At 60.2% G+C, this 13,512-nt stretch carries 10 protein-coding genes; 6 read left to right on the top strand and 4 right to left on the bottom strand.

Features of this window, described 5'->3' with window-relative positions:
- Window positions 1–100 precede the first annotated feature (100 nt).
- Together IT895_RS13820 and IT895_RS13825 are read left to right on the top strand one after the other, a co-directional pair.
- Window positions 101–811: a response regulator transcription factor gene (locus IT895_RS13820; RefSeq protein ID WP_199283798.1), complete on the top strand. Its 711-nt coding sequence runs from the start codon at window positions 101–103 to the stop codon at window positions 809–811.
- Window positions 812–1,094: 283 nt separating this feature from the next.
- The gene (locus IT895_RS13825) at window positions 1,095–1,343 is read left to right on the top strand and encodes a hypothetical protein (protein ID WP_199283799.1); all 249 of its coding nucleotides are present in this window, start codon (window positions 1,095–1,097) and stop codon (window positions 1,341–1,343) included.
- A 105-nt stretch (window positions 1,344–1,448) separates the two neighbouring features.
- Here the strand turns inward: IT895_RS13825 and arfA are convergent, their stop codons facing one another.
- Entirely contained in the window at window positions 1,449–1,685 is a 237-nt protein-coding gene (gene arfA / locus IT895_RS13830) for an alternative ribosome rescue factor ArfA (protein ID WP_233337253.1), read from the bottom strand.
- 124 nt (window positions 1,686–1,809) lie between these two features.
- On the opposite strand from arfA, the gene IT895_RS13835 reads away from it, so the two are divergent.
- Window positions 1,810–3,261, top strand: a complete 1,452-nt coding sequence (locus IT895_RS13835; RefSeq protein WP_199283800.1) for a phospholipase D-like domain-containing protein — start codon at window positions 1,810–1,812, stop codon at window positions 3,259–3,261.
- On the opposite strand, the gene IT895_RS13840 is transcribed toward IT895_RS13835, so the two are convergent.
- From IT895_RS13840 to IT895_RS13850, 3 genes are read right to left on the bottom strand one after another with little or no spacing between them, the layout of a single operon-like run.
- Entirely contained in the window at window positions 3,255–4,985 is a 1,731-nt protein-coding gene (locus tag IT895_RS13840; protein WP_199283801.1) for a bifunctional protein-serine/threonine kinase/phosphatase, read from the bottom strand. The genes IT895_RS13835 and IT895_RS13840 overlap by 7 nt on opposite strands.
- Window positions 4,973–5,866 (bottom strand): uroporphyrinogen-III C-methyltransferase, encoded by an 894-nt coding sequence (gene cobA / locus IT895_RS13845; RefSeq protein WP_199283802.1) that lies wholly within the window; start codon window positions 5,864–5,866, stop codon window positions 4,973–4,975. Before cobA ends, IT895_RS13840 begins: the two co-directional genes overlap by 13 nt.
- On the bottom strand, window positions 5,826–8,546 hold the full coding sequence (locus IT895_RS13850) for a nitrate reductase (protein WP_199283803.1): 2,721 nt from the start codon (window positions 8,544–8,546) through the stop codon (window positions 5,826–5,828). Before IT895_RS13850 ends, cobA begins: the two co-directional genes overlap by 41 nt.
- 697 nt (window positions 8,547–9,243) lie before the next feature.
- Here IT895_RS13850 and IT895_RS13855 point away from each other — a divergent pair.
- The 3 genes from IT895_RS13855 to nirD are packed head-to-tail and all read left to right on the top strand — an operon-like array spanning window position 9,244 to window position 13,488.
- Window positions 9,244–10,539, top strand: a complete 1,296-nt coding sequence (locus tag IT895_RS13855) for an NAD(P)/FAD-dependent oxidoreductase (protein ID WP_199283804.1) — start codon at window positions 9,244–9,246, stop codon at window positions 10,537–10,539.
- On the top strand, window positions 10,539–13,055 hold the full coding sequence (gene nirB / locus IT895_RS13860; protein ID WP_325073162.1) for a nitrite reductase large subunit NirB: 2,517 nt from the start codon (window positions 10,539–10,541) through the stop codon (window positions 13,053–13,055). The genes IT895_RS13855 and nirB overlap by 1 nt, the downstream gene beginning before the upstream one ends.
- 40 nt (window positions 13,056–13,095) lie before the next feature.
- Complete coding sequence (gene nirD, locus IT895_RS13865; RefSeq protein WP_199283805.1) at window positions 13,096–13,488, top strand: nitrite reductase small subunit NirD; 393 nt, start codon at window positions 13,096–13,098, stop codon at window positions 13,486–13,488.
- The last annotated feature ends 24 nt before the right edge of the window (window positions 13,489–13,512 follow it).

Consider the following 13,512-nt stretch of genomic DNA (forward strand, 5'->3'; position numbering starts at 1 on the left):
GTGAACCTTTGTGTCAACGCACCTGTATCAATTAGACTTAATACAGTTTTTTCTGCTCCTCAGCTTGTGGCGTTTATAAGCGATAATAAGGTCATTTACCATGCATATTGGCGTACTTGAAGACGATCTTGACCAACAAGCTTTTATCGAACAGTGTCTGACCGCATCAGCGCATTCTGTGATACTGTTTGCTCGCGCCAATGAGCTGACTCGCGCCATCCGTCAACAAACCTTTGATTTGCTGATTATCGATTGGCGCCTCCCCGACAGCTGCGGCATGGATGTTGTCGCCCACTTACGACAGCACGAGAGCTGGAAAGACCCCATCCTGTTTATCACCGCCAGTCAGGGCGAGGATGACGTCGTCCGCGCTCTAGAGCAGGGCGCGGACGATTTTCTTGCTAAGCCGCTTCGCCCTAAGGAGCTTATTGCCAGAGTCAGTGCGCTCGGTAGACGTGCAGGCTATACGACTCCACGTCCGGCGGCTGCATGCCCAGATACTTTCACCCTGCACACCGACGAGCATTACATCAGCGTGGCAGGCCAGCCCGTTAATTTGACCGAACGTGAGTATCGGTTGGCTGCCCTCTTTTTTTCCAAGATCGGTGAATTGGTCACCCGCCCCCATTTGCTCGAGCTGGTCTGGGGCATCAAGGGAGACGTTTCAACGCGCACTGTCGATACGCACGTGAGCCGCCTGCGCCGAAAATTGGAACTGGATGGTCGTGGCCTACGCCTGCGCAGCGTTTACCAATCCGGGTATCGAATGGAAATCTGCCAAACCGCTAGACATGAACAAATCGCGGAATAGGTTGACGCTTATATAAGCATCGGTTAAAACATAGAGGCTACCTTATAAAGGTAGCGTCCTTTTTAATCACGAGACGTTCTCATGCGCTGGCAAATCCCCGCGACCCGAATTAATAAGCTGCATCGCATTATGAATAATGCGGTATCAGCTTATTGTTGTCGCGCGCCAGAGGTAAAGTGAGAAAATTGGCCGCGGCAAGTGTCGCGGCCATGTATTTTATCGTTACCTTTGATACTTCCTGATCGCGATGTTGCCCGGCCTCCTAACCCAGGAGACCGATCCCATGGCAATAGCAACGATTACCCGTAAACTACTCAACGCCATCAAGCACTCGCGCACTCAGCGTCGTCTTTACGAAGATCTGCGTTTTCATGACCCGCACCTGTTAAAAGATATCGGCTTACGCTGGGAGCAGGGTCAACTGGTATCGATTCATGGGGTAGAAGAACCAAGTCAACGCCATCAGCGCCATGAGGCTGAAACCCGCGACGCTCACGAAACCTGTCCCTATTGTGGGAGCCAATTGACCTAGCGAACGCCCCGACCACAGGAAGTGGTCGGGGCGAGTTATTGATTGTGTAAAGCAATCAAAAAGAATGATGGAGGTATGGCCAAATCGCCTAGCGTCAATGCTGGCTCAAGCAACTTGGCGATACCCCCTCAGGACCTTGTGGCTTTTAAGGGAATTGCGTCCTTTACGGGAGTAGCTGCCTTTGCCTTTTTTCGGCGATTGCTGCTGCATTTTAAACATCGGGGTTCGCAGCTGTGCCTGCAGTGCGTTATCGCGAATGGAATGTTTCTTCACCGTTATCTCCTGATCGAATGGATATACTTGGCACTGGCTAGCGCCGACAATTACGACACCTTGGCTCACCAAGCGTTCCTTTTACCGTGGTACAAAATCTGCGTCTATTGCATTGCAGCTTTTAGCGTACGCACTATCTTAAAGGCACACTCAGCAACGTTATTGCTGACCATACCTTAGCTTGGGGATTCGGGTGACATTCTTTAAACATTTTGTTCGTTGGTTACGACGTCTGGGTGTCGTTGTTCTGGTCATACTCACTTTCTACTTCACCCTCATGGCGTACCACCAGCTAAAGCCGCTGCCACCCGGCATTTCCCACACCAGCCCAGTTTATCAAATCGATAATGTCGGGTTCTTCCGTGACTTGACGCACCACACAAATGGCGAACGTCATGTAGATCAGGAAATTTTTGACCAAGTCGAGCGTATGATCGAACGCGCCGACGACTTTATCGTGATCGATAATTTCATGGTCAATGGCTTGGTCAGTGATCCCTCCGAAGATTACCCGCCGCTGAGCGACAATCTGGTTGATCAATTGGTTCGCAAACGCGACACCAATCCCGACATGCCGATTGTGTTTATCAGCGATGCGATTAATTCGGGCTACGGCTCCTATCCCGCCGAATGGCTTGACCGCTTGCGCGACACCGACATCGACGTGGTGATCTCTAATCTGACGCCGCTGCGCGATTCGACTCCACTCTACTCGTCTTTCTGGCGCATGGGGCCGCAGTGGCTGGGCGATCTAGGTGGCGAATGGTGGGAAAACCCGTTTGTTGACGATGGCCCCAAGTTCAATCTGGGCGGCTACCTGGAATTGTTCAACATCAAGGCCAACCATCGCAAGGTGGTCATTACCGAGCGCACGGCACTGATCGCCTCTGCCAATGCCCATGACGAATCCGGCTTTCACGAAAACGTAGCGTTCGAAATCGATGGGCCCATTATCGCTGACTTATTGCGCGCCGAGCAGGCAGCCATCGACCTCGGCGACAGCAGTATTCAACTCCCCAACTACGCGCCGCGGGAGATGCCCGCAACCGGTAAGTTTAACATTCAGTACACCACTGAAAGACAAACGCTTTACAACGTGCTCGACACCATAGAGCGTGCCGCGCAAGACGACGAGCTTTGGCTTGCCATGTATTACCTTGCCGACCGGGAAATCGTCAATGCACTGACCCAGGCCAGCCAGCGCGGGGCTCAGGTTTCACTGATTTTAGACCCCAATAAAAAAGCCTTTGGGCGTGACAAAAGCGGCCTGCCCAACCGCCCGGTAGTCGAAGAACTGATAGAAGATACCGATGGACACATCAATGTGCGCTGGTACGACGTTGAGATAGAACAGTTCCATCCCAAAATGATGATGCTGCGCCAGGCCAACCAAAGCACGATTATCAGCGGCTCAACCAACTTCACCAGCCGCAACATGGATAATTACAACCTGGAAGCCAGCCTGTTGATATCAGGCCCTAACGATGCCGAGGTAATGCGGGAGGTGGACGATTATTTCCTGATGCTATGGCATAACGAAGGTGGCGATTACACAGTAGAAGTCGACGAATACCAGAATACCCTGTCCGAATGGCAAAGAGTGCTTTACGGCGTCCAGGCATATCTCAAACTCACGACTTATTGAGGCATATTGACCAAAAGCACCACAATAATGACACCCAGCAAGACACATAGCCACTGCCAGAAACGCACCGGGTCGCGCTCCAGGAGCGGTGGGCGCGATTGCTTCAGGATGCCTGGACTTGGCGAGCGCAGTTCGAAAATAAACTCCGAAAGCGCCGGGTAGCGGTGTTGAGGGTTAGGGTGCAGGGCTTTCTTGAGCACCTCATCCACCCAGGCGGGCAGCGCGCGGTTTTCGCTGACCGCTGACTGATAAGCGAGCTTGCGCTGGGCAGCCCGGGTGCGGGTTTTGGCCACCTCGGTGCCGTAGGGCAGCGTGCCGGTTAGCATTTGATAGGCAATCACTGCTAGTGAATAAAGGTCGGACTGCTCAGTGCCACCCTCGCCCAGAAAATATTCCGGCGCCGTGTATTGGGCGGTTCCGAGTATCGGGTCAACCTCGCTGGCGGAATCCGTTGCTTCTGCAATTCCCGCGATTCGTGTGGCGCCAAAATCAATCAGCCGGACCATACCGTGGCGGTCGATCATGATGTTGTCCGGACGCACGTCCTGATGGAGCATTTCCAGCCGGTGAAAGGCACGCAGCCCCTTGGCCACCTGCTCGATAATATCGCGCACGTCGGCCAGGTCCGGGTCTGGATGGTCGCGCATCCACTGGGTCAACGTCTGGCCTTCAATGTATTCCCAGACGGTATAAAGGTAGCGCCTTGGGCCGCGCTGCACGGGCGCGGATAGCACATGGGGATTATGCAAGCGACGCGCGATCCACTCCTCCCGCACAAAGCGCTCGACGCTGGCGGGGTCCTCGGCAAGCTCGGTGGCCAGGGTCTTGACGACCACATGCTGGTCGGCCTGAGGGTCGTGCGCCAGGTAGACGTGACTGCGGGCGCTGGCATGCAGCGGTCGGATGATCTGCAGGCCATCCAGCTCGCTATTCGCACGCAGCTCGGAGGGTGACGGCAGGCGGCCCAGGGACTCGAAAAGCTCGTCGGCCTCGCGGTCGGGTAACGTCTCGATACGCACCAGCTGTGCGGTCAGGTTATCGTCGCTGCCGTTGGCCAGCGCGGCCTCCACCAGGGCTTTTGCGCCGGCCTCAAGGTCTGCCGCGTGGTCCTGGATCAGCGTGGCCATCACCTGAGGGGACAGCCATTCGTAAACGCCGTCGCTGGCCAGTAAAAACACATCGCCCTCACTGAGCGAGACGGCACGGTAATCCAGCTCGAGGTGCTGGCTTGCGCCCATCGCACGGCTCAGGTGGCTGACCTCCCGCGAGGCCCAGAAGCGGTGATCCTCGGTCAAGGGCTCAAGCGTCTTGCCTACCAACTGGTAAATGCGGCAGTCGCCGACGTGGAACAGGTGCGCCGTTGCCGACTTGATCACCATCGCGCTCAGCGTGCAGACGTACCCCCGGTCCATGTCGTAGCGATACTGGCTTTGCCGCGTTTGGGCATACAGCCACGCATTGGTGGCCTGAAGCACCCGCTGCGCCGAGCTTTTGACGCTCCACGGGGCGGGGGTCGCGTAGTAATCTGTCAGGAAGCCGCCCACCGCTGCTTCGGCGGCGTCGCGGCTCACGGCGCTGCTGCTGATGCCATCCGCCAGGGCAACGGCAATGCCTTTTTGTCGCCGCTGGGTGTCGTCGGGCAAACAGGCGCCGTAGAAATCCTGGTTGCTGGGCTTTTGGCCTTTATCGGACCACTGGCCGAGGGAAATGCTCAGCGTTGACATGCATAGCGCGCTTGATTCTCAGGGGTTGCAGGGCTTGCTTCGACGCGTTTGACGACGCTACCCACGACAATCACACAGGGCGACGGCAGAGGCTCGGCGGCCAACCGCCCCGGCATATCGGCCAGGCTGCCGACCAGCGACCGCTGGTCAGGCTGACTGGCATTGGCCACCAGCATGATCGGCCAGTCGTCGGGCAGCCCCGCCTCGCGCAGGCCGGCGCAGATCGCGTCCACCTTGGAAAGCCCCATGTAAAACACCAGCGTTTCGTCGCGGCGCGCTAGCGCCGCCCAGTCCGGCGTGCCGTCCTCGCGGCACAGCTGCGCGGTGACAAAGCGCAGCTGCTGGGCATGGCCCCGGTCGGTTAACGGAATGCCCATACAGGCCGCCGCCGAAGATGCCGCGGTAATCCCTGGCACGATGGTGGTCGGCACCTGCGCGGAGGCTAAGGCATCGAGCTCTTCGCCCATGCGTCCGAAAACGGCCGGGTCGCCGCCTTTCAGGCGCACTACCGATTTGCCCTGCCGGGCCAGGCGCACCATGAGCGCACCGATCTCGGCCTGGGGAACACTATGATGGCCCTTGGCCTTGCCCACATAGTGGCGCTCGCCGCCGACGGGCAGCAGCGCCAGCACGTCATCGCCCACCAGGCGGTCGTAGACCACGGCATCCGCCTGCTGCAAAAGCCGCGCGGCCTTGAGGGTCAGCAACTCGGCGTCGCCGCTGCCGGCGCCCACCAGGTACACGTGCCCAGGCCGGCAGTCGTCGCTCAGCGGGAGGGACCGCGACGCATCACGGCCACTGCGGGGCAGCTCAAAGCGGCTCGCCAGGCGCGCCAAGGGGTTACACCATTTCAGAAGCTGGGATTTGCTCAGCGCGCGCATGGGGGCGTTCCTCTTCAAGTAATGATTTCAACTCAGGAATGCAGCTACCGCACTGGGTACCGCACGCCAATCGTGCGCCTAACGCCTCGACGCTGGTATCGCCGCGCCGGATGGCCTCGACAATCGACGTCTGGCCGACCTGATGGCAGCTGCATACCACCGGGCCACTATCCACCGCGCCGTCGTCGCAGCCCGCCAGCAGTCGGCGGCGGTGGGCATCACTCACCGCGTCGTCGTTGAAGCGCGCTTCCAGCCAGGCACAGCCCGGCAGTTCGCCAGGTGGCCCCACCATCAGCCACCAGGTGAGACGACCGTTTTCGACGCCCGCGGCGCGCAGGCGACCGGTAGCGGCATCTTCACACCACAGCGCCGGCGACGCCGACAGCCATTCGCCCATCTGGCGGAACCAGTCGCTGACCGCCCTGCTACCGGCCAGTTGCCAGCGCTGGCAGCCGCGCATCGGGATTCGTGTCCAGTAGTCGCTCACGCACCAGCTCGGCGCGTCAGGCAGCGACGCCAGGGCGTGATCAGCAACAAACAGCGTCGCCTGCCAGGCGGTCGGCAGGGCCGCCAGAGCCACGGCACCGTGCTTGGCTTCCGGCTGTCCGGACAGCGGGTCAGTGATGCCTTCGATCAAGGCACTGCTGCGCGCACTGTGGGTAAAGCAGTCGGTCCAATGAATCGGCACGAACACCTCCCCGCGCCGCTGTCCATGGGCCACCCTCACCCGGGCGCGGTATTCGCCGGTGGCGGCGGTCAACACGCCAAGTGCCTGGTCGCTGACGCCCGCCTGGGCGGCATCGTCCGGATGCACCTCCATGAAAGGCTCGGCGCGGTGGTTCATCAGCCGCGGCGACCGCGCGGTCCGCGTCATGGTATGCCACTGGTCGCGAATCCGTCCGGTATTCAGACGCAGCGGAAAGGCGGCACTCAGGGCTTTCCCCGGCCCACGCGGGGTAATCGGCAACAGCTTAGCCCGGCCGTCGGGCGTGGCGAACCGCCCATTTTCAAATAAGCGCGCGGTACCCTGGGGGGCATCGCGATTCACCGGCCACTGGATCGGCGCGAGCGCATCATAGCCCTCGCGGCCAAGCCCGGCCAGCCCTGAAATATCGAAAAGGCGCTGCGTGGCGCCGGTATTGTCCACGCCGGAGAGCCGTGCGTGCTCGTCGAATATCTCGCTTGGGTGAGTGTAATCAAACGCCCCCCCGAAACCCAACTGCTTAGCCACATCGCAGATAATCTGCCAGTCGTGGCGCGCCTCACCGGGGAGTGGCAGCATGCCCCGCTGGCGCGAGATGCGCCGCTCGGAATTGGTCACGGTGCCATCTTTCTCGGACCACCCGGACGCGGGCAGCACAATGTCGGCGTAGGGCAGCATATCGGTATCCGCCGCGCATTCCGAGACGATCACCAGCGGGCATTTTTCCAGTGCGGCCCGCACGCGGGCGGCATCGGGCAGGCTAATCGCCGGGTTGGTGGCCATCACCCACAACACCTTGATCTCGCCGCGTTCGATCGCATCAAAGAGATCGACCGCCTTGTGGCCGGGGCCTTCCGGCAGGATGGGCGCGAGGTTATCGGTTGCCCAGAAGCGGCTGACCAACTCGCGCGCGCCGGGGGTATCGTAATCCATGTGCGCGGCCAACTGGTTGGCCAGACCACCGACTTCACGCCCGCCCATGGCGTTGGGCTGACCGGTGATCGAGAACGGCCCAGCCCCGGGCAGGCCGATCTTCCCGCCGGCCAAATGACAGTTAATGATGGCGTTGCACTTGTCCGTTCCGCTGGACGACTGGTTGACCCCCTGGGAATACAGCGTCACCACGTGGAGCTGGCTTGCAAACCAGTAATAGAAGGTTTCCAGGCGTTCGGCATCCACGTCGCAGGCCGTCGCCACCTCGGCGAGCGAACCCGCCGTTTGTTGCGCCGCGTCCAGCGCCGCGTCAAGGCCTTGGGTGTGGCGCTCGAGGTAGACATGGTCCAGCTTGCGCTTGGCCGCCATCCACGCAAGCAGCCCGTTGAACAAGACCGCATCACTCCCGGGCTTGATGCCCAGATACAGATCGGCAATCTCGCAGCTATCAGTCACCCGCGGGTCAATGACGACGACCCGCATCAACGGATTGCGCTCCTTGGCGACTTTAATCCGCTGATAGAGCACCGGGTGGTTCCAGGCCAGATTGGACCCCACCAGCACCACCAGCTCCGCCTCTTCCAGATCCTCGTAGTTGCAGGGCACAGCGTCGGCACCGAAGGCGCGCTTGTAGGCGGCCACCGCCGACGCCATGCACAGCCGCGAGTTGGTATCCAGGTGCGGCGTGCCCAGAAAGCCCTTGAACAACTTGTTGGCTACGTAATAGTCCTCGGTCAGCAGCTGCCCTGACAGATAGGCCGCTAAACACTGATGGCCGTGGGCGTGACGCAGCGTGTTCATGCGCTCGGCGGTGGCGCTCAAGGCGGTTTCCCAGGACACATCCTTGCCATCCACCCGCGGTCGTGTCAGGCGGCCTTGTTCGCCCAGCGTTTCGTGCAGCGCCGAGCCTTTTACGCATAGCCGGCCGAAGTTGGCGGGATGGTCGCGGTCGCCCTCCACGGCGCTGAGGGTGCCGTCTGCCACGGTCGCGGTAACGCCGCAGCCAACGCCGCAGTAGGGGCAGGTCGTTTTGGCTTGGTGCATGGTGACTCCTCGGCTGATTGCCAACGCCGCACATAAAAAAACGCCCAGGCTGCTGACCCTGTTGCGCAAAGCGCAAGGCGATCAGCAGGCTGGACGTCGTTGCCGCAGCGGGCACCGTTAAAGGTGCCAAACGTATTGTGTGAAGATATTTATTTGTCTAACAACGTTATTGGGCTTATTCGCTGCCACTGTTTTCTTGATGAACACACTGCAATGTGCGTTTGTTGCTTATGCCTAGATAATTGCAAAGGCTACGCCGTCACCGCGAACTTTCAGAAAAAAATTAAATAAAACAGTATTTTAAAATATCGCAACAGCGCCTTGCGATCACCACCCTACTGCACACGGCTTGGTAGTTTGGGTGCTGAGGGTGCAACCCCACACCCGATACGCACCAACAGCGTGCATCTCGCCTGGGAAGCGACTTACAGGCACTTTTTTCTACTTATTTTCAACGTGATGAAAATAAAGCAAAAAAACGTCATGCACTGGGTTTGGCCGTGGGTTTGCTTACTACTAACAAGACATTCGTTGGTAATCGTAAATCTGTCGGCAGCCAATGGCGGCTGCCCCGCATTACCAGACGCTGCCGGGCAATGGCGCCCCTGACCTTGCTCCCCTGTTCGCAGGAGGCGCATGTGTCAGGGGCGTTTTTGTTTGGCGCTCAAGCAGCCGCAACGACACAGAGGAGTCACCTATGGAAACCGCTTCCCGGTGCTCACCTAATGATCATCTCGTCATAATCGGTAACGGCATGGCCAGCCACCGTTTGGTGGAAGCCCTGGTCAACCAGCCGCAACGCCCCAGGGCGATTACCGTGATAGGTGCAGAGTCAACGCCTGCCTACAACCGCATTCTGCTGTCGCCGCTGCTGGCGGGCGACATGCAGCACGATGCACTCACCCTGCGCGATGCCGCCTGGTACGCCGAAAACGACGTGACGCTTCGCCTGGGGGAACAGGTAGAGGCCATCGATCGTGAGAAACGCCTCCTGTCCACTGACAGCGGCCATGCCATTCACTACGACCGACTGGTGCTGGCCACCGGCTCGCGCCCGGCGCTGCCCAACGTGCCCGGCATCAAGCTTGGCGGTGTCCACGGCTTTCGCGACCTCGACGATGCCGCCGAGCTGGAGGCAATCGCCAAGCGCGGCGGCCATGCGCTGGTCATTGGCGGTGGCCTACTGGGCCTGGAAGCCGCTGAAGGGCTGCGCAAGCGCGGCAACGAGCTGAACGTCAGCGTGCTCCAGCGCAGCGACCGCTTGATGAATCGCCAGCTCGATGCCACCGCCGCCGATCTACTCAAAGACGCGCTGACAAAGCGCGGGCTGAACATTGTTACCCAAGCACAGCTCGCAAGGCTCGAAGGCGACGCCAACGGCCAGGTATGCGCCGCGGTGCTCAAGGATGGGCGCCGCCTGCCCACCGATAGCGTCATCATCGCCGCGGGCATTACGCCCAACGCCGACATCGGGCGCAACGCCGGCCTCACCACCGAGCGGGCCGTGATGGTCGATGCCTTCCTGACGACCTCAGACCCGGCGATTCATGCCCTCGGCGAATGCTGCCAGTTTGAGCAGCACACCTATGGCCTGGTCGAGCCCATTTGGCATCAGGTCGAGGTATTGGCGGCGACCCTCAGCGGTGAACCCACCGACGGCTACCGCGAAGTGCCCACGGCCACCAAGCTCAAGGTAAGCGGCGTCGCGCTTTATGCGTTCGGCCCCACCGACCCTGAACCCGAGCACGACGAACTGCGTTACCAGGACCCGCAAAGCGGCGACTACCGCCGCCTGCTGCTACGCGACGGGCGCCTCGAAGGCGCCGTGCTGTACGGCGATACCCGCCACGGCCCGTGGTATTTCGAGCAAGCCTTGGCCGGCACCGACCTGAGCGCTTCTCGCCAGGCACTGCTATTTGGCGCCGCCGATGCAGAAGTGCTCAAAGATCAGCAGAACGACACCCCCCATTTATCAACCTCAGAGGCAGCATAATGATGTCTTCCAAGACTCCCGAACAGCTTATTATTATTGGTAACGGCATGGTCGGCCACCATCTGGTCGAGCAGCTGGTCGACAACGGTGCCCTCGAGCGTTATCAGGTCACCGTGTTTGGCGAAGAGCGCCACCGGGCCTACGACAGGGTGCATCTGTCTGAGTACTTCAGCGGCCGCGATGCCGATTCGCTGGCACTTTGCGAGGCGGATTACTACGCCACCAGCGGCGTGGAACTGCACACCAGCGAAGCCGTCATCGAGATCGACCGCAGCGCGCAGGAAGTGGTCACCGACCAGGGCCGCTACCGTTACGACAAGCTGGTGCTGGCCACCGGCTCCTATCCCTTTGTGCCGCCGATTCCCGGCAACGACCGCGACGGCTGCCTGGTGTATCGCACGCTAGACGACTTGGACGACATTCGCGCGGCGGCGGAAAACGCTACCAACGGCGTGGTGGTCGGCGGCGGCTTGCTGGGCCTCGAGGCCGCCAATGCACTGCGCGGCTTGAACCTGGATACCGCCGTGGTGGAGTTTGCCTCTCGCCTGATGCCCATGCAGGTGGATAACGAAGGCGGCGAGCTGCTGCGCGAAAAAATCGAAGCGCTGGGTGTGCAGGTACTCACCGAGCGCGCCACCCAGCGAATCGAAGACGGCGACAACAGCCATCACCGCATGGTCTTCCAGGACGACAAAGTGCTGGAAACCGACCTGATCGTGTTCTCCGCCGGTATTCGCCCTCGCGACCAGTTGGCCCGGGACTGCGACCTTGAGATCGGCGAGCGCGGCGGCGTAGTGGTCGATGACCAGTGCCGCACCAGCGACCCGGCCATCCTGGCGATCGGCGAAGTGGCGCTGTGGAACCAGAGTATTTTCGGCCTGGTGGCGCCCGGCTATCAGATGGCAAAAGCGGCGCTCGCCACGCTTACCGACGGCGAGACCCGCTTTGGCGGCGCGGACATGAGCACCAAGCTCAAACTGCTCGGCGTGGATGTGGGCTCGATTGGCGACGCCCACGGCAACCAGAACCCGGGGGCAAGGATGTTCCGCTACCTCGACCCGCTCACCCAGGTGTACCGCAAGATGGTGGTATCCAGCGACGGCAAGAAGCTGCTGGGCGCCATGCTGGTGGGTGATAACGCCGCCTACGACACCCTGCTGCAGTATTACGCCAACGGTATTGAACTGCCCGACGAACCCGCCTCGCTGATTCTGCCGCAAAGCAGTGGCGCCGCGCCCACGCTCGGCCCGGGTGCACTGCCGGAAACCGCCACCATCTGCTCGTGCCACAACGTCACCAAGGGCGATATTTGTGCCACCATCGATGACGGCGCCGTCGACCTCGGCGGTGTCAAAGACGTCACCAAAGCCAGTACCGGCTGTGGTGGTTGCACCGCACTGCTCAAAAGCGTGGTGGACCACGAGCTTGAAGCCCGCGGTGTCGAAGTCGACAAATCGATTTGCGAGCACTTCGCCCATACCCGCCAGGGGCTTTACGACATCGTGCGCGTCGAGGGTATCAAGACCTTCAGCGAGCTGATCGACAAGCACGGCAACGACGATACCCATCGCCTGGGCTGCGATATCTGCAAACCCGCGGTGGCCTCGATTCTCGCCTCCTGCTTCAACGAGCCGATCACCGACGCCGCCCACGTGCCGCTGCAGGACACCAACGACACCTTCATGGCCAACATGCAGAAAAACGGCACTTACTCGGTGGTGCCGCGTGTCGCCGGTGGTGAAATCACCCCTGATAAGCTGATCGTGCTCGGCGAAGTCGCCAAGAAATACGGCCTCTATTCCAAAGTCACCGGCGGTCAGCGCATCGACCTGTTCGGCGCGCGCCTGGAAGACCTGCCGGATATCTGGGGCGAGCTGATCGAAGCCGGCTTTGAGACCGGCCACGCTTACGGCAAGTCGCTGCGCACCGTGAAGTCCTGCGTGGGCAGCACCTGGTGTCGTTACGGCGTGCAGGACAGCGTCGGCATGGCGATCCAGCTGGAAAATCGCTACAAGGGCCTGCGCTCACCGCACAAGATCAAGTTTGGCGTATCTGGCTGCACCCGCGAGTGTGCCGAGGCGCAAAGCAAGGATATCGGCATTATCGCCACGGAAAATGGCTGGAACCTGTATGTCTGCGGCAACGGCGGCATGCGCCCGCGTCACGCCGAACTGTTCGCCACCGATCTGGACGACGAGCAGCTGTACCGCACCATTGACCGCTTCCTGATGTTCTACGTGCGTACCGCTGACCGTCTCCAGCGTACCTCGGTATGGCGTGAAAACCTCGACGGCGGCCTCGACTACCTCAAGGAAGTCATCCTGGACGATAGCCTGGGCATCAACGACGAGCTGGAGCGTCAGATGCAGACCGTGGTGGATACCTACCAGTGCGAATGGGCGGATGCCATTAGCGACCCAGAGAAGCTCAAGCGCTTCAGAAGCTTCGTCAACGACGACCGCCCCGACCCGTCGATCATCATGACCAGTGAGCGCGGCCAGCTTCGTCCCGCTTGATCGACGCGTTGACTGACTCTGAATAAAAACGAGGTACCTCATGACCGCAACGGCAATGAAAAAAGCGATGGACACTGTGGATTCCGAAAACACTATGACGTGGCAAAAAGTCTGCACTCGAGCCGATCTGGTGGCGTTCTCCGGCGTGGCCGCCTGGCTTGAAACCCCAGACGGCGCCACCCAGGTGGCGATCTTTTATCTTCCCGACCAGGGAAATGAGCTTTTCGCGCTGGATCATCACGATCCTTTTTCCAACGCCAACGTGATTGCCCGGGGGATTGTGGGCGACCTTAAGGGCGCGGCGGTGGTCGCCTCGCCCATCTACAAGCAGCATTTCCGCCTGGAAGATGGACAATGCCTGGAGGATGAGGCCATCAAGCTGCGTACCTGGAAGATCGAGTTCAAGGGTGAGGAAGTATGGATTGAGGGGTAGTGCCATCCCCCTCGTTAACGCGCG

The organism is Halomonas sp. A40-4 (assembly GCF_015767635.1).
In the GTDB taxonomy this organism is placed as follows: domain Bacteria; phylum Pseudomonadota; class Gammaproteobacteria; order Pseudomonadales; family Halomonadaceae; genus Vreelandella; species Vreelandella janggokensis.